The sequence below is a fragment of the Variovorax sp. Root318D1 genome, from assembly GCF_001424835.1.
Classification (GTDB): Bacteria; Pseudomonadota; Gammaproteobacteria; order Burkholderiales; family Burkholderiaceae_C; genus Variovorax.
This window is the reverse complement of the sequence record NZ_LMCQ01000019.1, coordinates 219254-238995: the sequence shown is the minus strand read 5'-3', so window position 1 is coordinate 238995 and position 19742 is coordinate 219254. Positions and strand designations below refer to the sequence as shown.

17 protein-coding genes and 1 tRNA gene are annotated in these 19742 nt (G+C 64.9%); 11 read left to right on the top strand and 7 right to left on the bottom strand.

Annotation, left to right across the window (positions count from 1 at the left end; genetic code table 11):
- Positions 1-19 precede the first annotated feature (19 nt).
- The 9 genes from ASC78_RS15455 (at position 20) to ASC78_RS15415 (ending at position 8452) form a co-directional block, all read left to right on the top strand.
- A tRNA-Pro gene (locus ASC78_RS15455) sits at positions 20-96 on the top strand.
- A 116-nt stretch (positions 97-212) separates the two neighbouring features.
- A complete protein-coding gene (pilB, locus tag ASC78_RS15450) occupies positions 213-1952 on the top strand; it encodes a type IV-A pilus assembly ATPase PilB (RefSeq protein WP_055802820.1) in 1740 nt (579 codons plus the stop codon).
- 29 nt (positions 1953-1981) lie between these two features.
- Positions 1982-3211 carry a type II secretion system F family protein gene (locus tag ASC78_RS15445; RefSeq protein ID WP_055802818.1) on the top strand — a complete coding sequence of 410 codons (1230 nt, stop codon included), beginning with the start codon at positions 1982-1984 and terminating at the stop codon, positions 3209-3211.
- Positions 3211-4176, top strand: a complete 966-nt coding sequence (locus ASC78_RS15440) for a prepilin peptidase (protein ID WP_055802817.1) — start codon at positions 3211-3213, stop codon at positions 4174-4176. Before ASC78_RS15445 ends, ASC78_RS15440 begins: the two co-directional genes overlap by 1 nt.
- A 10-nt stretch (positions 4177-4186) precedes the next feature.
- The gene (gene coaE / locus ASC78_RS15435) at positions 4187-4792 is read left to right on the top strand and encodes a dephospho-CoA kinase (RefSeq protein ID WP_055802814.1); all 606 of its coding nucleotides are present in this window, start codon (positions 4187-4189) and stop codon (positions 4790-4792) included.
- 77 nt (positions 4793-4869) lie between these two features.
- Positions 4870-6363 carry an MBOAT family O-acyltransferase gene (locus ASC78_RS15430; RefSeq protein WP_055802812.1) on the top strand — a complete coding sequence of 498 codons (1494 nt, stop codon included), beginning with the start codon at positions 4870-4872 and terminating at the stop codon, positions 6361-6363.
- A 6-nt stretch (positions 6364-6369) separates the two neighbouring features.
- The gene (locus ASC78_RS15425) at positions 6370-7386 is read left to right on the top strand and encodes a hypothetical protein (RefSeq protein ID WP_055802811.1); all 1017 of its coding nucleotides are present in this window, start codon (positions 6370-6372) and stop codon (positions 7384-7386) included.
- Between the two features lie 36 nt (positions 7387-7422).
- Positions 7423-8178, top strand: a complete 756-nt coding sequence (gene zapD / locus ASC78_RS15420) for a cell division protein ZapD (RefSeq protein WP_055802809.1) — start codon at positions 7423-7425, stop codon at positions 8176-8178.
- 61 nt (positions 8179-8239) lie between these two features.
- A complete protein-coding gene (locus ASC78_RS15415; RefSeq protein ID WP_055802807.1) occupies positions 8240-8452 on the top strand; it encodes a DNA gyrase inhibitor YacG in 213 nt (70 codons plus the stop codon).
- A gap of 12 nt (positions 8453-8464) precedes the next feature.
- Here ASC78_RS15415 and ASC78_RS15410 read toward each other — a convergent pair whose 3' ends face one another.
- The 5 genes from ASC78_RS15410 to secA form a co-directional block, all read right to left on the bottom strand.
- On the bottom strand, positions 8465-10411 hold the full coding sequence (locus tag ASC78_RS15410) for an acyltransferase family protein (protein WP_055802806.1): 1947 nt from the start codon (positions 10409-10411) through the stop codon (positions 8465-8467).
- A gap of 61 nt (positions 10412-10472) precedes the next feature.
- Positions 10473-10934, bottom strand: coding sequence for a (deoxy)nucleoside triphosphate pyrophosphohydrolase (locus ASC78_RS15405; RefSeq protein WP_055802804.1), 462 nt, complete (start codon positions 10932-10934; stop codon positions 10473-10475).
- Positions 10931-11806: an ATP-binding protein gene (locus tag ASC78_RS15400; protein ID WP_055802802.1), complete on the bottom strand. Its 876-nt coding sequence runs from the start codon at positions 11804-11806 to the stop codon at positions 10931-10933. Before ASC78_RS15400 ends, ASC78_RS15405 begins: the two co-directional genes overlap by 4 nt.
- Positions 11807-11890: 84 nt before the next feature.
- Positions 11891-13120, bottom strand: coding sequence for a bifunctional glutamate N-acetyltransferase/amino-acid acetyltransferase ArgJ (gene argJ, locus ASC78_RS15395; RefSeq protein WP_055802800.1), 1230 nt, complete (start codon positions 13118-13120; stop codon positions 11891-11893).
- A 30-nt stretch (positions 13121-13150) separates the two neighbouring features.
- Positions 13151-15943, bottom strand: coding sequence for a preprotein translocase subunit SecA (gene secA / locus ASC78_RS15390; RefSeq protein ID WP_055802798.1), 2793 nt, complete (start codon positions 15941-15943; stop codon positions 13151-13153).
- 189 nt (positions 15944-16132) lie between these two features.
- Between secA and ASC78_RS15385 the strand changes: the two genes are divergently transcribed.
- Positions 16133-16441 carry a DciA family protein gene (locus tag ASC78_RS15385; protein WP_015867007.1) on the top strand — a complete coding sequence of 103 codons (309 nt, stop codon included), beginning with the start codon at positions 16133-16135 and terminating at the stop codon, positions 16439-16441.
- Positions 16442-16488: 47 nt separating this feature from the next.
- On the opposite strand, the gene ASC78_RS15380 is transcribed toward ASC78_RS15385, so the two are convergent.
- Entirely contained in the window at positions 16489-17472 is a 984-nt protein-coding gene (locus tag ASC78_RS15380; RefSeq protein WP_055802796.1) for a Bug family tripartite tricarboxylate transporter substrate binding protein, read from the bottom strand.
- Positions 17473-17503: 31 nt separating this feature from the next.
- Positions 17504-18721 (bottom strand): threonine synthase, encoded by a 1218-nt coding sequence (locus ASC78_RS15375; protein WP_082517551.1) that lies wholly within the window; start codon positions 18719-18721, stop codon positions 17504-17506.
- 94 nt (positions 18722-18815) lie between these two features.
- Between ASC78_RS15375 and ASC78_RS15370 the strand changes: the two genes are divergently transcribed.
- Positions 18816-19736 carry a LysR substrate-binding domain-containing protein gene (locus ASC78_RS15370; protein WP_055802794.1) on the top strand — a complete coding sequence of 307 codons (921 nt, stop codon included), beginning with the start codon at positions 18816-18818 and terminating at the stop codon, positions 19734-19736.
- Positions 19737-19742: the final 6 nt, after the last annotated feature.

Below are 19742 nucleotides of genomic sequence, written 5' to 3'. Positions count from 1 at the left end.
CTCTTTTTCTGCAACCAATCGGGGTGTAGCTTAGCCTGGTAGAGCGCTACGTTCGGGACGTAGAGGCCGGAGGTTCGAATCCTCTCACCCCGACCAGTCTTTTTGGCTGGCACCAATAATGCCCATGCCTGTTGCTACATAGCGATTTACACGGCGAGGGCGTTCAGCGATGATCGTGAAGCACTTTTTCACATCTTTTGCAATTCCGCTGAATGGCTGCTGCCGAACTTCCTGTTAAAGAAAACACGCAAATCGCCCTTCCGGGCCTTGCGCGCGCCTTGGTTTCAGCCGGCAAGCTGCCTGCGAAGACCGCGGAAGACATCTATCAGAAGTCGCTGAATGGCCGCACCAGTTTCATTGCCGAGCTGACCGGCAGTGGCGCCGTCTCGGCCGCAGACCTGGCCCACACGCTTTCTTCCGCGTTCGGCGCCCCGCTGCTCGACCTGGACGCCATCGACCACCAGCGCCTGCCCAAGGACCTGCTCGACCCGAAGCTGTGTCAGGCGTACCGCATCGTGGTGCTCAGCAAGCGCAACAACCGCCTCATTGTTGCGACAGCCGACCCCTCGGACCAGCAAGCCGTGGAAAAGATCAAGTTTGCGTCCCAGATGGGCGTGGACTGGGTCATCGCGGAATACGACAAGCTGTCGCGCATGATCGAAGCCGCCGCGGTCAGTGCGTCGGAAACCCTCAACAACATCGTCGGCGGCGGGGACTTCGAGTTCGACGACGTCACGGCCGATACGTCGGGCGATGCCAACGAACAGGCGGCCGTTGCCGAGGTCGAGGACGCCCCGGTCGTCCGGTTCCTGCACAAGATGCTGCTCGACGGCGTCAGCATGCGGGCTTCGGACATTCACTTCGAACCCTACGAGCACAACTACCGCGTGCGCTTTCGCATCGACGGCGAACTGCGCGAGATCGCCAGCCCGCCCACGTTGATCAAGGACAAGCTGGCGTCGCGAATCAAGGTGATCTCGCGGCTCGACATTTCCGAGAAGCGCGTGCCGCAAGACGGCCGCATGAAGCTCAAGATCGGCCCGGACCGCGTGATCGACTTTCGCGTGAGCACCCTGCCCACGCTCTTCGGCGAAAAGATCGTGATCCGGATTCTCGACCCGAGCAGCGCACGCCTGGGCATCGACGCACTCGGCTACGACGCCGACGAAAAGGAGCGGCTGCTGAACGCGATCGGCCGCCCCTACGGCATGGTGCTGGTAACGGGCCCCACCGGTTCCGGCAAGACGGTGTCGCTTTACACCTGCCTGAACCTGCTGAACCAACCCGGGGTCAATATCGCCACGGCGGAAGACCCGTCCGAAATCAACCTGCCCGGCGTGAACCAGGTCAACGTGAACGAGCGCGCCGGACTCACCTTCGCCGCCGCGCTGCGTGCTTTCCTCCGGCAGGATCCCGACATCATCATGGTCGGCGAAATCCGGGACCTCGAAACCGCCGACATCTCGATCAAGGCCGCGCAAACGGGCCACCTGGTGCTGTCGACGCTGCACACGAACGACGCGCCGACGACGCTCACGCGCATGCGCAACATGGGCATCGCCCCGTTCAACATCGCCTCGAGCGTCATCCTGATCACTGCGCAGCGGCTGGCCCGCCGCCTGTGCCACATATGCCGCGCGCCGGCCGACGTGCCGCGCCAGGCTTTGCTCGACGCGGGTTTCAAGGAAACAGAACTCGATGGCTCCTGGAAGCCCTATCGTCCCGTCGGCTGCTCCGTGTGCAACGGCGGCTACAAGGGGCGGGTCGGCATCTACCAGGTGATGCCGATCTCGGAAGCCATCCAGTCCATCATCCTGCGCGACGGCAGCGCGCTGGACATCGCTCGCCAGTCCGAGGCTGAGGGCGTCCGCTCGCTGCGGCAGTCGGGGCTCAGAAAAGTCATGCAAGGTCTGACCTCACTCGAAGAAGTGGTGGCGGTCACCAACGAATAACGAACGAACACACTGCAATCGGAGATCGAATGGCTACAGTGGCATCCCCCCGCGGCTCGAACACGCTCAAGGAATCCGTCTACGAGTGGGAGGGCAAGGACCGCAACGGCAAGCTCGTGCGTGGCGAGCTCCGAGCCGCCGGCGAGAACCAGGTGCAGGCCGCGCTGCGGCGCCAGGGGGTCCTCGCATCCAAGATCAAGAAGCGGCGCATGCGCTCGGGCAGGTCCATCAAGCCCAAGGACATCGCTATCTTCACGCGCCAGCTGGCAACGATGATGAAGGCCGGCGTGCCGCTCTTGCAGTCGTTCGACATCGTCGGCCGCGGCAATGCCAACGTAAGCGTCGCCAAGCTGCTCAACGACATCCGCAGCGACGTGGAGACCGGGACCTCGCTTTCGGCCGCCTTCCGCAAGTTTCCGAAGTATTTCGACAATCTCTACTGCAACCTGGTAGAGGCTGGCGAGGCCGCCGGTATCCTGGAAGACTTGCTGGACCGCCTGGCGACTTACATGGAAAAGACCGAGGCGATCAAGTCCAAGATCAAGTCGGCGCTGATGTATCCGACTTCCGTGGTGGTGGTGGCGTTCGTGGTGGTCGCGATCATCATGATCTTCGTGATTCCGGCGTTCAAGGAGGTGTTCACGTCTTTCGGCGCCGACCTGCCTGCGCCGACGCTGTTCGTGATGGCGATTAGCGAATTCTTCGTCTCCTATTGGTGGCTGATCTTCGGAGTCATCGGCGGCGGCACTTACTTTTTCCTGCAGGCCTGGAAGCGCAACGAACGCGTGCAGCGGGTGATGGACCGTGCACTGCTGCGTGTGCCGATCTTCGGCACCCTGATCGAAAAATCGTGTGTGGCCCGCTGGACCCGCACGCTCGCCACCATGTTCGCCGCCGGCGTTCCGCTGGTCGAAGCGCTCGACTCGGTGGGCGGTGCATCGGGCAACACGGTGTACAGCGATGCCACGGCCAAGATCCAGCAGGAAGTTTCGACCGGCACCAGCCTCACCTCGGCCATGACCAACGTGAACCTGTTCCCGTCGATGGTGATCCAGATGACTGCCATCGGTGAGGAATCCGGCTCCATCGACCACATGCTCGGGAAGGCCGCAGACTTCTATGAGTCCGAAGTCGACGACATGGTCGCGGGCCTCTCGAGCCTGATGGAACCCATCATCATCGTGTTCCTCGGCACGATCATCGGCGGCATCGTGGTGTCGATGTACCTGCCCATCTTCAAGCTGGGCCAAGTCGTTTGATGCTGGTTTCGCAGGAGATCGACGCCGCGTTTGCCGGCGTCCTCGGGTTGCTGGTCGGTAGTTTTCTCAACGTGGTGATCTACCGCACGCCGGCGATGATGTACCGGGAGTGGCTCGCCGACGCGGTGGCCAACCTGATGTCGTCCAAGGACGTTCCATCGCTCTGGTCGCTGGTGTTCGGGCCCAAAGCGGCGCCACCGGCCGGCCTCGAGGCTGCGGCCGACAAGGCAGCACTGGCGATCGAGGGCCTGCCTCCCTTCGACCTGTCCCGGCCGGCTTCGCGCTGTGGATCGTGCGGGCACAAGATCCGCTGGTACGAGAATATTCCCGTGCTGAGCTACCTGGTATTGCGGGGTCGCTGCGCCGCCTGCAAGACGCCGATCAGCCCGCGCTATCCGCTGGTCGAACTGATCACCGGGGCGCTGTTCGCCCTTTGCGCATACCGCTTTGGCCTCACGCCCCCGGGCGCGCTCTGGGCCGCCTTCGCGGCGCTGCTGGTCTGCCAGTTCCTGATCGATTTCGACACCCAGTTCCTGCCCGATGCGCTGAACTATCCGCTGCTATGGCTGGGCCTCATCGGCGCGGCCATGGGCTGGACCGGCATTGCGCTGAGTGCGGCCGTCTGGGGCGCCGTGTTCGGCTACCTGAGCCTCTGGCTTGTGTACCATGGCTATCGCCTGGTCACGGGCAAGGAAGGCATGGGGCATGGCGACTTCAAACTGCTTGCGGCACTGGGCGCATGGCTGGGGGCCGATTACCTCATCGCCATCATCCTCGTCTCGTCGCTGGTGGGCGCCGTGATCGGCCTCTCGCTGCGTTTCGTCGGCAAGCTGGCGCACAAGGACATTCCCATGGCCTTCGGTCCCTTCCTCGCAGGTGCAGGCCTGGTCTGCCTCGTGGCCGGTCCCGAACTCGTGCGGCAATGGATCCCTTTCGCCTTCCCGCTCGGCGCATTCGCCCGCTGAAGAGCCCGTGATGCGGCGCATCGGTTTGACGGGAGGCATCGGCAGCGGCAAGAGCACCGTTGCCGCGCTGCTGGTTGCAGAAGGTGCGGTGCTGGTCGACACCGACGCCATCGCGCGCCGCATTGCACAGCCCGGTGGCCTTGCAATGCCTGCCATCGAGGCCGCTTTCGGCCAGTCGGTGATCGCGCCCGATGGCGGGCTTGATCGCGCAGGCATGCGGCAACTCGTGTTCGCCGACAACAGCGCGAGGAAACGCCTCGAATCGATCCTGCATCCGCTGATCGGTGCCGAGACAGAGCGCATGGCGTCGGCTGCGGGACCGAACGCCGTGGTGGTCTTCGATGTCCCGCTGCTGGTCGAATCCGGCCGCTGGCGAGCCATGGTGGACAGAGTGCTCGTGGTCGACGCCAGCGAGGAAACCCAGTTGCGGCGCGTCATGGCGCGCTCTGGTTGGACCGACGAAGCCGTACGCGCGGTGATCGCCCAGCAGGCTGCGCGCAAGTCGCGTCGAGCCGCCGCGGATGCGGTCATTTTCAACGAGACGCTCTCGCTGGAGGAACTCGGCGGCCAGGTGCGGAGTCTCTGGAAGCGGTGGGCTCCGCCCGGCACGCGATAATCCGAGACTTGCCGCCGCAGCGGCCGCATAACGACCAAGACAAAAAAGGCGCTCGCCGGAGTGCCCTCCCTCCCGCGATGCTTTTCAATTCGTATCCCTTCATTTTTGTCTTTTTTCCGCTGGTACTGATCGGTTTCTTCCTGATCGGCAAGCGCAACGCCCGGTCCGCAGCTGGCTTTCTTGCGCTGGCCTCGCTGTTCTTCTACGGCTGGTGGAGCATCAAGGCGCTTCCGCTCCTGGTTGCGTCCATCTGCGTCAACTACTGGTTCGGGCTGCACCTTTCGCCCGCGCCCGGCCGGGACGACCGCAAGCGCAAGTCACTGCTGGTGCTGGCGCTGGTCGTCAACCTGGGTGTGCTCGCGGTCTTCAAGTACGCCAACTTCTTCGTGTCCAACGTGAACGAAGGACTGGCCTCGGCGGGCCTGTCGCAAATTCCGATGCTGCACATCGTGCTGCCGATCGGCATCTCGTTCTATACCTTCACGCAGATCGCGTTCCTGGTCGACTGCTGGCAGGGCAAGGTGCATGAGCGCAGCTTCATCCACTATGTGCTGTTCGTGACCTACTTTCCGCACCTGATCGCAGGTCCGGTGCTGCATCACGCGCAAATGATGCCGCAGTTCGCGAACCCGGCCACCTACCGCCTCGACCCCAACAAGGTGGCGCTCGGCGTGGCGATCTTCACCTTCGGGCTCGCAAAGAAGCTGCTGATTGCCGACCCGATGGGCCAGTACGCCGACATGATGTTCAACGGCGTGCACAAGGGCATCGAGCCCACGCTCTACACCTCGTGGTTCGGCGCACTGGCCTATACGCTGCAGATCTATTTCGACTTCTCGGGCTATTCGGACATGGCCGTGGGCCTCTCGCTGTGCCTCGGCGTGCAGCTGCCGCTCAATTTCCGCTCGCCCTACAAGTCGACCAACATCATCGAATTCTGGCGGCGCTGGCACATCTCGCTGTCGAACTTCCTGCGCGACTATCTCTACGTGCCGCTGGGCGGCAACCGCAAGGGCCCGGCGCGGCGCTATCTGAACTTGTTCCTCACGATGCTGCTCGGCGGACTGTGGCACGGCGCTGCATGGACTTTCGTGATCTGGGGCGCGCTGCACGGCGTGTTCCTGATGATCAACCACCTCTGGAACGCCAAGGTGCGGCGCAGCGAAACGCCTGGGCGCGTGGGCCACGTGCTGGGTTGGCTGCTAACGTTTCTCTGCGTAGTGCTGGCATGGGTCGTCTTCCGCGCCGACGGGGTCCACACGGCCATGGCCATCTACAAGGGCATGCTCGGCCTGCACGGCGCCCCTGTCTCGGCCTTCAGCGAACTGGGGCCAGTGCCGTTCCGCAAGCCCGAGTTCTTCCAGACCATGCTGGTCGGCATCATCATCTGCCTTGCATTGCCTCCGACGATCTCGCTGGAGCGCTGGATTCCCCACCCGAAGGCGGTTGCGGGCCAGCCCGTCATGGCGTGGTTCTCCTCGGCCGTGCTTGCAATCGGCACTTTCGCGCTCTTTGCCTGGTGCGTTTCGAAGCTGGGCAACTACAGCCCGTTCCTCTATTTCCAATTCTGATTCGACATGACGACGCCCGCCAAAGTCTGGCTGCGATTCTTCCTCATCGGCTACATCGCCCTGATGGTGCTGTGGGTCGTTTCGCTCACCAGCCCCGTGCCTTACGGCGACCTCACGCGTATCGGCCGCCTGTCCGAACGCGAATTCGGCTGGACCGCCCCGCCGCCCAAGGTCGACCCTGCCGTGCTGAAAGGCACGCCCGTCGACCAAGCCGACGTCCTGGTCATCGGCGACAGCTTCTCGATGACCTTCCGCTGGCAGTCCGTGCTTGTCAAGGCGGGATACCGCGTCTCGACCACCTATTGGGGCCAGTACGAGAACGCGCTCTGCGGCGACTTCGACCAGTGGATCGCGCGCACCGGATTCAAGGGCAAGCTGATCATCATCGAGAGCGTGGAGCGCCTGCTGGGCGACCGCACCAAGGACAGCATGAAGTGCCAGAAGATGGTCCGGCCTTTCGACGCCATGGCCCACCCCCTGATCACGCCCGATGAGACGGTGCCCAGCCCCGCACCCAATTGGAACGTGCAGTTCATGACCGGGATCACGACCTACTACAACACCTGGAAAGCGAAAAATTCTGCAACAGACGTTCACTTCGACTGGAACACGTGGGTTCGGCCGGTGCCCGATGGTTGCAAGCTCTTTTCCCATCGCTCGTGCGACAAGATGCCCTTTTTCGCCGAAGATGACGACAATGGCCCGCTGACTCCCGCGCACCTGGAGTGGATGAAGAATTTCACAAAGGCGCACAGCAAGCTTCCTATCATGTGGATGGTGATTCCCAACAAGACCACCGTGTATCTGAAGCCCGATTACTCCAAGGATTTCGAGGCCGGGTTCCGCGCCTCCGGACTGGGCCCCGATCTGTACGCGTTCACGCGCGAGAGGCACACGCAGATTCGCGACTTCTACTTTTCGAACGACACCCACATGTCCATGCACGGCCAGCTCGCACTGGGAGAACGCATGCTCAGCGCAGTGCGCGAAGTGCTGCCCACGCCCCCATCGAAATCACCCTGAAGCTATGATTGCGCGACAGGAAACCGACACAAACGCGTGATCCTCTACGAGTACCCTTTCAACGAGCGCATCCGCACCTACCTGCGGCTGGAGCACCTCTTCCGCCGTCTCGGGGAACTGGTGCCCTCCGAGTCCGCGCTCTCGCATCACTACGCGCTGGTCACGATCTTCGAGATCATGGACGTGGCCGCGCGCGCCGACCTGAAGGCCGACGTGATGCGCGATCTCGACAAGCACAAGAACGTCTTCAACAGCTACCGCGGCAATCCGGCCATTGCCGAGGCAGTGCTCGACCAAGTGGTGGGCCAGCTCGAGCGCAACTTCGCAACCCTCAATGGGGTTGCTGGCAAGGCCGGCCAGGCCCTGACCGAAAACGAGTGGCTCATGAGCATTCGCAGCCGTGCGGGCATTCCGGCCGGCACCTGCGAATTCGACCTGCCTGCCTATTACGCCTGGCAGCATCGCAGCGCGGCTAGCCGCCGCGCCGACCTCGAACGGTGGTCCGCCACGCTGTCTCCGCTGGCCGAATCCATCTACCTGCTGCTCAAGCTGCTGCGCGATGCTGACGTACCGTACAAGGTCATTGCCACGGGCGGACAATTCCAACAAAACCTGCCGCAAGGCCGCAGCTTCCAGTTGCTGCGGTTGCGCATCGATCCCACGCTGGGGCTCATTCCCGAGATCAGCGGCAACCGGCTCATGGTTTCGGTGCGGCTGATGCGGCACGAGGCTGACGACAGGTTGCACCCGAGCACGGAAGACGCGGCATTCGAACTCACCCTTTGCGCATGAGCAACGTGCCGGGCTGTCCCGGGCAAGCTCGCACCGCAGTGCAAGGCATGAAGGCTATCCAATGAGCGAAGTGAACAAGATCGGCGAGCGGATCGTCCGCTGCCCTGCTTGTGGCGGCGACAGCATCTACGCCGAACGCAACCCCTATCGCCCGTTTTGCAGCGCCCGATGCAAGGGCATCGATTTCGGCGCCTGGGCCAGCGAGGAATTCCGCATGCCAGCCGAAACGCCGGCCGACGACGAGCCTTTCGGCGACCCGAAGAAGGTCCAGTAAGCGCGCGCTGCACTACCGCGCCAGAAAAACGCGGTCCAGGTAGTCCGCGTGCTGGCGGACGTACGCTGGACGCAGGTGCTCCCGGTCCTTGTAGGCCGGCGCATCGTCGGGTGTCGCCCGGAGGCACTGCCCGTCCGCACACAGCCTCGCCATCACGTCGATGGGTTCCGCGCCGGTGGAAAGCGCGAGCGCCCGCAGCTGGTCGTTGAGCCGCGCCTGTTCAGGCGGCAGGGGCGCCAGGTGTGTGCTGGTCAGCGCCACCATCTTGCCCATGCGGCTGCCTTCGATGAGGCGCCGCGGCTCGAACTCGGGGCCGCTGGCGTTGTCCAGCAGCAGATAGACCTTCTTCTTGTGCTGCACCAGTTGCACCAGCAGCTTTTCCAGAGACGCGAGCGACGGCCCGAGGCCTGCGCCGCCATTGTTCACGAGGTAGCCCGAGGCGCCATCCTGAAAGTAGAACGGCAGCGGAAAGTTGCCCGTGAAGTAGCAGTTCCAGCAGGCCCCGACCACCACCGTGTCGATCCGCGGATCGACGGCCAGCGCGAGCATTTCGCGGCGCGCCTGCTCGCAGCCGGGGTTGCCCTCGGCGACCATGCCGGGCACCGGTGGACAGGCGCCATACGTCGAAAAGTAGGTCGTGGCCATGCGCTGGGGCGAGCTGCGTGCAAGCTCCATCGCACGCGGCGCGTACTGCTGGATGTGGCTGTCGCCGATCAGCAAGACCTTGCGATCGCCGCTACCCACGCGCTTGACCGGATAGGCACCGATCTTCTGCTGCTCGAAGCCGGCGTAGTAGTTGTCGTCTACGGTGGCATCGGTCACCTTGCGCAACAGGTCGCTGCCGTTGCGCGGCGCCATGCCGCCCAGCGCCAGCAGCCCGGCGACCGCAATCGCCATGCTGCCGCCCGCGAGCATACGCAGCATGCCGACGTGCGCTCGCGCCCGGGTGAAGCGCTCGACGAAGCGATAGGTGAGCCAGGCCAGTGCCACGCTCGCCAACACCATGGCCCCGCGCACCCAAGGCGATGGCTCGCCTTCATTCACGATGCGTGCGTAGACCAGCAAGGGCCAATGCCAGAGATAAAGCGGATAGCTGATGAGACCGATCCACACCATCGGACGGCTGGCGAGCACATGCCTGTTCAGCACGCCCGAGGGGCCGGCCGCAATACAGCTCGCCGCGCCCAGCGTGGGCAGCAGCGCCCACCACCCGGGAAACGCCTTGTCGCTGCGAGTCAGTACAAGACCCAGCACGATCAATCCCACTCCCACGCACGACTGCAGGTGGCTACGCCAAGCCGGAGCCGGCTGGGGGGCAGGCCGCAGGCGCATGCAGGCCAGGATGCCGCCCACCATCAGTTCCCAGAAGCGCGAAGCGGGCGAGTAGAAGGCCGCCGTGCGAAAGGGATGGATCGTCAGCACGTTGACGAGAAACGAAGCCACCGCCAGCACCCAGAGCAACCGAAGAATCGGCCAGCGCCGGCGCCAGGCCAGCGCCAGCAGCATGGGCCAGAAAATGTAGAACTGCTCCTCGATGCCCAGTGACCACAGGTGCAGTAGCGGCTTGGTCTCCGCAGCCGTATCGAAATAGCCGGCCTCGCCCCAGAAAATGAAATTGGCAATGAAGGCGGCACCCCCGGCCGCCTGCTTGCCGAGTTCGGCGAACTCCCTGGGCAGCAGCGCATACCAGCCGAAGGCGAGCGTGGCCAGCAACACCAGCACCAGCGCCGGAAAGATCCGCCGGATGCGCCGCGCATAGAAATCGCGGTAGCTGAAGTCGCTGGCCGCATGGCTCTGCATGATGATCGTCGTGATCAGGAAACCCGAGATCACGAAGAAGATGTCGACCCCGATGAAGCCTCCCGGCAGCGCGTCGGGAAAGGCATGGAAGGCCAGCACCGACGCCACCGCCACGGCACGCAGTCCGTCGATGTCGGCGCGGTACTTGGGATGCAGCATGTCGTGCCTCAGGCCCGCGGTGCTCGCAGAACGTGCGCGCCCGCCCTCGCGACCGGGCCCATCAGGCCAGGGTCGAAACGGCCTGCGCCGCCGACGCGGGCAGCCCGCGCTCCTGGGTCAGCCACTCGAGCACCGGCAGCGCGCCCGGCAGCACCGGAGCCACGTCGAGCGGCAGTTGCTGCCAGCGCATGGCCTGCCCTTCGCGCATTTCGAATTCGCCGCTCCACGCCGTGACCTTGCACCAGTGCAGCCGCACCAGCGCATGCGGATAGTCGTGCTCAGTGACCTTCCAGACCTCGGCGCCCGCGATGGTGATGCCCAGTTCTTCGTGCAGTTCGCGGCGCAGCGCCTGCTCCACTGTTTCGCCGGCCTCGATCTTGCCGCCCGGAAATTCCCAGTAGCCGGCGTAGGCCTTGCCCTCGGGCCGGGTCGACAGCAGCAGCGCATCGTCGGCCGGCCGGATCAGCACGCCGACAGCCACCTCGGTGTGCTTGCGGCCTTGGGCTTGCGGCTGTGCGCTCATGCGGAGGCCCGCCCGGCGTAGTCGCGTGCAAACTGGTAGGCCACGCGGCCGCTGCGCGAACCGCGCTCCAGCGCCCACACCAGCGCGTCGGGACGCGCTGCCTCGATGGCAGCCTTGTCGACGCCGAACGACGACAGCCACTGCGCAACGATCGCCAGGTATTCGTTCTGGCTGAAGGGATAGAAGCTCACCCACAGGCCAAAGCGCTCGGACAGCGAGATCTTCTCCTCGATCACTTCGCCGGGATGCACTTCGCCGTCCTCGGTGTGGGTGTAGCTGAGGTTGTCCTTCATGTATTCCGGCAGCAGGTGGCGCCGGTTGCTGGTCGCGTAGATCAGCACGTTGGGCGTGGCCGCCGCAATCGAGCCGTCCAGGATCGACTTCAGCGCCTTGTAGCCGGGCTCGCCTTCGTCGAAGCTCAGATCGTCGCTGAACACGATGAATTTTTCGGGCCGCTGCGACACCACTTCGACGATGTCAGGCAGGTCTGTCAGCTCAGCCTTGTCGACTTCGATCAGGCGCAGCCCCTGCGGCGCATAGGCCTGCAGGCAGGCGCGGATAAGCGACGACTTGCCCGTGCCGCGCGCCCCCGTCAGCAGCACGTTGTTGGCCGGCTTGCCCTCGACGAACTGGCGCGTGTTGCGCTCGATCTTTTCTTTCTGGACGTCGATTTCCTTGAGCGAATCGAGCGCCATGGCTGCCACGTGCTTCACCGGCTCGAGCACGCCGTGGCCCGAACTGCGGCGGCGGTAACGCCAAGCGATCGACGCGTTCCAGTCAGCAGGTGCCGCCAGCGGCTGCGGCAGGATCGACTCGATGCGGCCGATCAGCTGTTCGGCACGTTCGATCAGCTTTTCGAACTTTTCATTCATCGACGCCCGCCCGGCCGCCCGAAGGGCGTTGAGCGCCCCCTCGGGGGGCAGCGACGACACGAAGTGCGGAGCGTGGGGGCATCATCATGACCTGTAGTCGGCGTTGATCGTGACGTACTCGTGGCTCAGGTCGCAGGTCCACACGGTCTCGCTCGCGTTCCCGCGGCCCAGGCCGATGCGCACCGTGATCTCGCTCTGCTTCATGACGCGCTGGCCGTCTTCCTCGCGGTACGACGGGTTGCGCCCGCCCTTGACCGCCACGTGCACGTCGTCGAGGAACAGGTCGATGCCGGTCTGGTCGAGATCGGCAATGCCCGCATAGCCCACAGCCGCCAGGATGCGGCCCAGGTTCGGGTCGCTGGCGAAGAACGCGGTCTTGACCAGCGGCGAGTGCGCGACGGCGTAGGCCACCTGCTTGCACTCGTCCGCATTGCGCCCGCCTTCGACCTGGATGGTGATGAACTTGGTCGCGCCTTCGCCGTCGCGCACGATCGCTTGCGCCAGCTGGCGGGCCACGTTCTGCATGGCGGCAACCAGCGCCTGGCCTTCGGCCGACTCCAGCGAGGTGATGGTGGCGTGCGCAGCCTTTTGCGTGGCGATGACCACGAACGAGTCGTTCGTCGAGGTGTCGCCGTCGATCGTCACGCGGTTGAACGAGGCATCAGCCAACAACTTGGCGAGCGGCTGGATCAGCGACGGATCGATCTTCGCGTCGGTGGCCATGAAGCCCAGCATCGTCGCCATGTTCGGACGGATCATGCCGGCGCCCTTGCTGATGCCGGTGATGGTGACGGTGGCGCCGCCGACCTGGACCTGCTGGCTGAAAGCCTTCGGGATCGTGTCGGTGGTCATGATGCCTTCGGCGGCACGTGCCCAGTGATTCTCCGAAGCATCGGCCAGTGCAGCAGGCAGGCCGGCCTCGATACGGTCCACCGGCAGCGGCTCCATGATCACGCCGGTCGAGAATGGGAGGATCTGCTCCGGCGCAATTTCCAGATGACGGGCCAGCGCGATGCAGGTGGAACGCGTGCGCATCAGGCCGTCTTCGCCCGTGCCTGCGTTGGCATTGCCGGTGTTGATCACCATCGCGCGAACGCCGTAGTTGGCGGCCAGGTGGTCGCGGCACACCTGCACCGGCGCAGCGCAGAAACGGTTTTGGGTGAACACGCCGCCGACCGCCGAGCCTTCATCGATCAGCACGACGGTCAGGTCCTTGCGGTTGGCCTTGCGCACGCCCGCTTCGGCCACGCCGATGCGGACGCCGGGCACCGCGAACAAGGCGGCGGGATCAGGGGCGGACAGGTTCACGGGCATGGCGGTTATTTCTCTTCGGAAGTTTCTGGGTCAGCTGAGCTTGCCGTGGCAGTGCTTGTATTTCTTGCCGCTGCCGCACGGGCACGGGTCGTTGCGGCCGACGCGCGCGAACGCCGCGGCTTCGGCGCTGAGCGTGCCGAGCCCCAAGCCTGCGGCCGCGATGCGGCGCTGGTTTTCCTCGTCCAGGCGCACCTCGACCTCGCCGGTTTCGGTCGGCGCGCTGTAGGTGATGTTCGAGACGTTCTCGCCGCGGCTCTCCATCGCTTCAGCCGCTTCTTCGAGCTGCTCGCCCGACTGCACGCGCACGGTCATGAGCTGGCGCGTGACTTCGTTCTTGACCGAGTCGAGCAGCTGGCCGAAGAGCTCGAAGGCTTCGCGCTTGTACTCTTGCTTGGGCTGCTTCTGCGCATAGCCGCGCAAGTGAATGCCCTGACGCAGGTAGTCGAGCGAGGCCAGGTGCTCGCGCCAATGCGTGTCGATGCCCTGCAGCAGCACCATACGTTCGAACTGGGTGAAGTTTTCCTGGCCGATCAGCGCCACCTTGGCGCCGAAGCTGTCGTTGGCGGCATTGACCACCTTCTCGACGATGTCCTCGTCGGCCACGGCCTCGGCCGCCTCGATTTCCTTCTTGAGGGGCATGTCGATGCCCCATTCGTTGAAGAGCGTCTTCTCGAGGGCGTCGAGGTCCCACTGTTCCTCGACCGATTCGGCCGGCACGTATTGCCGCACGAGGTCTGTGAAGCAGCCTTCGCGCAGCGCCGCGATCTGCGCCGTGAGGTCGGCCGCGTCGAGGATGTCGTTGCGCTGCTGGTAGATCACCTTGCGCTGGTCATTCGACACGTCGTCGTATTCGAGCAGCTGCTTGCGGATGTCGAAGTTGCGTGCCTCGACCTTGCGCTGCGCGCTCTCGATGCTGCGCGTGACGATGCCTGCTTCGATGGCTTCGCCGTCGGGCATCTTGAGGCGGTCCATGATCGCCTTCACGCGGTCGCCCGCGAAGATGCGCATCAGCGGATCGTCCAGGCTCAGGTAGAAGCGCGAGGAGCCTGGGTCGCCCTGGCGGCCCGAACGGCCGCGCAGCTGATTGTCGATGCGGCGCGACTCGTGGCGCTCGGTCGCGATGATGCGCAGGCCGCCCAGCGACTTCACGAACTCGTGGTCCTTGGTCCATTCGGCGCGCACGTGCGCGATGTCTTCCTCTTTGGTGGCTTCGTCGCGGCCTTCATCGTTCTCGATCGCCTCGATCATCTTCTCGATGTTGCCGCCCAGCACGATGTCGGTACCGCGGCCGGCCATGTTGGTCGCGATGGTGATCATCTTTGCGCGGCCGGCCTGCGCCACGATGTCGGCTTCGCGCGCATGCTGCTTGGCGTTGAGCACCTGGTGCGGCAGGTCCGCCTTGGTGAGCAGGCCGTCGATGATTTCGGAGTTCTCGATCGACGAGGTGCCCACCAGCACCGGTTGCCCGCGCTCGTAGCACTCGCGGATGTCCTGGATCGCCGCTTCGTACTTTTCGCGCGTGGTCTTGTAAACGCGGTCGAGCTGGTCGTCCCGCTTGCTGATGCGGTTCGGCGGAATGATGACGGTCTCGAGGCCGTAGATTTCCTGGAACTCGTAGGCCTCGGTGTCGGCCGTGCCGGTCATGCCGGCCAGCTTGTTGTACAGGCGGAAATAGTTCTGAAAGGTGATGGAGGCGAGCGTCTGGTTCTCGGCCTGGATCTGCACGCCTTCCTTGGCTTCCACGGCCTGGTGCAGGCCGTCGCTCCAGCGCCGGCCCGTCATCAGACGGCCGGTGAATTCGTCGACGATGACGACCTCGCCCTGCTGCACCACGTAATGCTGGTCGCGGTGGTACAGGTGCCGTGCACGCAGCGCCGCGTTCAGGTGATGCATCAGCGTGATGTTGGCCGGGTCGTAGAGCGACGCGCCTTCGGGCAGCAGCTTGAATTCGCTCAGCAGCTGCTCTGCCTTCTCGTGGCCGTCTTCGGTCAGGAACACCTGGTGCGTCTTCTCGTCGACCGTGAAGTCGCCAGGCACCGTGACGCCCTCGCCCGTACGCGGATCGGCCTCGCCCTCTTGCTTGGTCAAGAGGGGCACCACCTTGTTGATGGCCAGGTACAGGTCGGTATGGTCTTCGGCCTGGCCGCTGATGATCAGCGGTGTGCGGGCCTCGTCGATCAGGATCGAGTCCACCTCGTCGACGATGGCGTAGTTCAGGCCGCGCTGAACCCGGTCGCCGGGCTCGTACACCATGTTGTCGCGCAGGTAGTCGAAGCCGTATTCGTTGTTGGTGCCGTACGTGATGTCGCTGCCGTAGGCCTGCTGTTTCTCTTCCCGCGGCATCTGCGGCAGGTTGATGCCCACCGACAGCCCCAGGAAGTTGTACAGGCGGCCCATCCACTGGGCGTCGCGATTGGCGAGGTAGTCATTCACGGTGACCACGTGCACGCCGTTGCCCGTGAGCGCGTTCAGGTACACCGGCAGCGTAGCGGTCAGGGTCTTGCCTTCGCCGGTACGCATTTCGGCGATCTTTCCGTTGTGCAGTGCCATGCCGCCGAGCAGCTGCACGTCGAAATGGCGCATCTTCATGACCCGCTTGGAGCCTTCGCGCACGGTGGCGAATGCCTCCGGCAACAGGGCGTCAAGCGACTCGCCCTTGGCGATGCGGTCCTTGAACTCCTGCGTCTTGGCGCGCAGCCCATCGTCGCTGAGCTTCTCGAACTCGGGTTCGAGCGCATTGATGCGCTCCACCGTCTTGCGATACTGCTTGAGGAGCCGGTCGTTGCGACTGCCGAAAATCTGGGTCAGGAAGTTGGTTGCCATTGGCGTGGAGATGGACGGGCACCTGACACACAGGCACTGCGACCGGATTCCCTAAGATATGGTGAAAGCAGTTGGGCGCGCCTTCTTCGAATGCAAGCCTCGAAAGCAAGCGGCTCCAGACCGAACTGCCGGCGCAAGCGTCGGCAAACCGGGCATTTTAGCTGTCTTGTTCCATCCTCCGGATTACCCATGAATCGCCGCTCCGTCCCTCCCTTCACGTTGCAGCAGGCCGCTGAAGGCTCGCCCACCCTGGCGAGCCTGATTGCGCGCGCACGCGACGCCAGCGAGCGGCTGCGGGCAGTCGAAGGATTGATACCGCCGGCCATGCGGCCCGCCGTGCAGGCCGGTCCGGCGGAAGGGGACGTGTGGTGCCTGCTGGTCAACGGCAGCGCCGCGGCCGCCAAGCTGCGCCAGCTGTCTCCGATGCTGGTCACCCGGCTGCGCAGCAAGGGCTGGGACGTGAACACGATCCGGATCAAGGTGCAATCCGGGCGCTGAACCAAAAAACGGCCGGCCGCGCCAAAGGCCCCCCATCGGAACCTGGCTTATTGCGGCTGAAGCCCGATGTCGTGCGCCACCTTCTGCCAGCGCTCGGCTTCCGCGCGCATGAAAGCCCGCAATTCGCCCGTGGTGGAACCCTTCAGCTGCACACCCAGCACCGCCATGCGCTCCTTCACCGACGGATGGTCCAGCGCCGCGATCGCCTCGCGCCGCAGCCGCTCGATCACTTCCAGCGGCGTGGTGGCGGGTGCCACCATGGCCCACCACTGGTCGATCTCGAGGCCCTTGAGCCCGCTCTCCGCCAAGCCGGGCACGTCCTTGAGGCCCGGAATGTTCACGCGCTGCGCGCTCGTCACCAGCAGCGGGCGGATCCTGTTGCCGCCTACGAGGCTGGAACCGCTGGCCAGCGTCGCGAAGTGCCCGGCCACCGTACCAGCCGCCACGTCGGTGAGCGCGGGCGCCGAGCCACGATAGGGAACCATGTTGAACTTGATCTTCGTACGGCTCGCCAGCAGCTCGGCCGCCAGATGGCTCACCGTGCCGGCGCCGCTGTGCGCGATGGCCGGCGGCATCGGCCGGGAGGCTGCCGTCTTGATGAAGGTCTTGAAATCACGGCTGTCGTCGTCCATGCCTGCAAAGAAGACCAGCGGCGACGTGCCGATCATCGTCACCGGCGTGAAGTCGCGCAGCAGATCGTAGGGCAACCGCATCGTCACCGCAGGCGCAATGGCGTGCGGCAACTCGACGATGGAAAGTGTGTAGCCGTCGGGCGCCGCCTTGGCCGCCGCCTCGGTGCCGATCTGGCCGGCAGCACCCGGGCGGTTGTCGACGATCACCGAGCTGCCGATCGTCTGGCTCATGCGTTGCGCCATGGCGCGCGCAATGGCGTCGGTGCTCCCGCCAGCCGCCCACGGCACGATCAGCTTGATGGGCTTGTCGGGAAAAGCCGCCCAGGCGCGCGGCGCGGCGGCGGTGAACAGGGCGGCTGAACCGGCAGCCAGGAAGGCGCGGCGTTGCATTGCTTGCATGGTTTCGATTCCTTAAGGGTGGCTCGGACGTTCACGCGGCCTCGTCGGGCCAAGTCGGGTCGCGCGAGGCGTTGGCGGTGAGCATCAGCACCACGTGGGCGTCGCCGGCAATGGCATAGCTTTCGCGCAGCTGGCGCAGGGCGTCCAATCCGGCCGCCGCGCACAGTTCGGCGCTCACGCCGGCCGCCGTGAGCTTTCGCCGCGCCGCGCGGGCCTGGTCGTCGCTCACCACCACCGCGCCCCCACCGGAGGCGACGGCGGCCTGCCACTGCAGGAAAGTCACGGTGGCCCCGGCGGTGGAAAACTGTGCCGTGTCGCCGGGATACATGCCGTTGAGCGCGCCGCCGGCAAGCACGCGCGAGAGGCGCGCAAAAGGCTCCACCAGCCAGAGCCGCGGCAGGCGCGAAATGCGTCCGGTGGCCAGCAGGTCGCAAAAGCCCGCGTAGATGCCCCAGGCCAGATCGCCGCGCGCCGTGGGGATCACGACATGTTCGGGCAGGCCGCCGTCGGTCAGGCACTCCAGGGCAATGGGCTTGTAGCCCTCGATCGCCAGCGGCGCGCTTCCCAATGCCGGCAGGCGGTAGTTGGTCAGCGCGAAATAGCCCGGACGTCGTGAGCGCTCACGCACGAAATCCCAGCGGCCAGCGTTGTCCGCAAAGACATGGCGCCGGGCGCCCAGGGCATCGAGCTGCCGTGCATAGGCGGCGGGCAAACCTTCGTAGGTCGCCACTTCGCAGACCAGGCCCGCGGCCCACGCATAGTGCGCCGCCGAGATCGCGGCGTTGCCCGAAGAGGCCAGCACCAGCGTGTGGGCGCCGAAATCCAGCGCCTGAGCCACGCCCACCGCGGTCATGCGGTCCTTGTGAGAGCCTGTGGGGTTGCGCGATTCGTCCTTGATCGCGAGGCGCGCCACGGCGAACTCCCGCGCCAGCTCGGGCATCTCCGTGAGCGGCGTTTGGCCCTCGCCCAGCGTGAAGCCGGGCGTGTAGGGCATGGACACAGGGCTGCCGCTGTCGGGCAGGTAGCTGGCGCGCAATCCGACATGGATGCCGATGCCCCGGCATGCAGGACAGCCATCGTTCGCCAATGTGAGCGGATAGGCGGCATCGCATCGCAGGCACCGAAAGCCTTGCAGGCGAGGGTTTCTCACCGGCGGCAGCGTTCGGACAAGCGCGCCGCCCGATGGTTTTGCCGACGGGTCGGGAAGCGCGGCGGACTTGAAGTCCGGAACGGGCGGAGGTGTGTTCACAGGCGGTCTTGGCGGGTAAGTCGTGCCCAAATCTTAGGCATCTGGAAATAAAATCATCTAGCTTGAAATACTCAAGCGATAAATAGACTTATCGATGCGCTTCACCGAAATAGAGACGTTCCGGGCCCTGATGCGTGCCGGCTCCACCCGCAAGGCCGCAGCATTGCTGCATGTGACGCAACCCGCCATCAGCCAGTCGCTCAAGCGGCTCGAGGCACAAGCCGGCATGCTCCTGTTCCAGCGCACCGGTGGGCGGCTGGTGCCCACGCCCGAGGCGCGCGCGCTGTGGACCGAGGTGGAGCGCGTCTTCATCGGCATGGAGGCCATCGAGCACCGCATGCGCAGCCTGCGCGACTTCGGCACCAACCAGCTCGAACTCAGTTGCTATCCGGCCTTCGGTCTCGGCTTCATGCCCCGTGCGCTGGAACGCCTGAAGGCGCACCGGGGCGACCGTCCCTGGCCGCAGGTGTCGCTGCAGGTGCTCAGTTCCAAGGACGTGCGCGACCGCGTGACCAAGGGCCTGTCCGACTTCGGCCTGATGGCCGACGAACTGCCGCTCGAAGGCATCGAGCACTCGACCTTCGCGCGGTTTCCCGGCGTGGTCGTGATGCCGCAAGGCCATGCGCTGGCACGCTTCAAGTGCATCCAGCCGGAGCAGCTCGCAGAGGCGCCTTTCCTGGCCCTGAACCCCGAGGACCCTTCGCACCGCGGGCTCGAAACCGCACTTGCCGAACGCGGCGCAGCGCTTCGGGTGATGGTGCAGACGCCTTACGCGGCCAGTGTGTGCGAGATGGCCGTGCGCGGCTTGGGCGTGGGGCTGGTCAACCCGATCACCGCGCTTGACTACGCGGAACGCGGCCTCGTCGTGCGCCGGCTCTCCGTCGACGTGTTTTTTAGCTGCGTGCTGGCCCTGCCCGCGGGCAAGGTGCTTTCCACCACCGCCCGCGACTTTCTTTCGCTCATGCGCCAGCAACTGGCGGAAGACGAGAAGCGCATTCAGCGCTACCTGCGCTGAATGCGC

Bases quoted from the DNA above. Each gene is read 5' to 3' on its own strand.
- ASC78_RS15400 (WP_055802802.1), bottom strand. From the start codon at position 11,806: ATGAATGAAAAGTTCGAAAAGCTGATCGAACGTGCCGAACAGCTGATC.
- ASC78_RS15430 (WP_055802812.1), top strand. From the start codon at position 4,870: ATGCTTTTCAATTCGTATCCCTTCATTTTTGTCTTTTTTCCGCTGGTA.
- ASC78_RS15440 (WP_055802817.1), top strand. From the start codon at position 3,211: ATGCTGGTTTCGCAGGAGATCGACGCCGCGTTTGCCGGCGTCCTCGGG.
- ASC78_RS15385 (WP_015867007.1), top strand. From the start codon at position 16,133: ATGAATCGCCGCTCCGTCCCTCCCTTCACGTTGCAGCAGGCCGCTGAA.
- ASC78_RS15370 (WP_055802794.1), top strand. From the start codon at position 18,816: ATGCGCTTCACCGAAATAGAGACGTTCCGGGCCCTGATGCGTGCCGGC.
- secA (WP_055802798.1), bottom strand. From the start codon at position 15,943: ATGGCAACCAACTTCCTGACCCAGATTTTCGGCAGTCGCAACGACCGG.
- ASC78_RS15445 (WP_055802818.1), top strand. From the start codon at position 1,982: ATGGCTACAGTGGCATCCCCCCGCGGCTCGAACACGCTCAAGGAATCC.
- ASC78_RS15415 (WP_055802807.1), top strand. From the start codon at position 8,240: ATGAGCGAAGTGAACAAGATCGGCGAGCGGATCGTCCGCTGCCCTGCT.
- pilB (WP_055802820.1), top strand. From the start codon at position 213: ATGGCTGCTGCCGAACTTCCTGTTAAAGAAAACACGCAAATCGCCCTT.
- ASC78_RS15425 (WP_055802811.1), top strand. From the start codon at position 6,370: ATGACGACGCCCGCCAAAGTCTGGCTGCGATTCTTCCTCATCGGCTAC.
- argJ (WP_055802800.1), bottom strand. From the start codon at position 13,120: ATGCCCGTGAACCTGTCCGCCCCTGATCCCGCCGCCTTGTTCGCGGTG.
- ASC78_RS15405 (WP_055802804.1), bottom strand. From the start codon at position 10,934: ATGAGCGCACAGCCGCAAGCCCAAGGCCGCAAGCACACCGAGGTGGCT.
- coaE (WP_055802814.1), top strand. From the start codon at position 4,187: ATGCGGCGCATCGGTTTGACGGGAGGCATCGGCAGCGGCAAGAGCACC.
- ASC78_RS15380 (WP_055802796.1), bottom strand. From the start codon at position 17,472: ATGCAAGCAATGCAACGCCGCGCCTTCCTGGCTGCCGGTTCAGCCGCC.
- ASC78_RS15410 (WP_055802806.1), bottom strand. From the start codon at position 10,411: ATGCTGCATCCCAAGTACCGCGCCGACATCGACGGACTGCGTGCCGTG.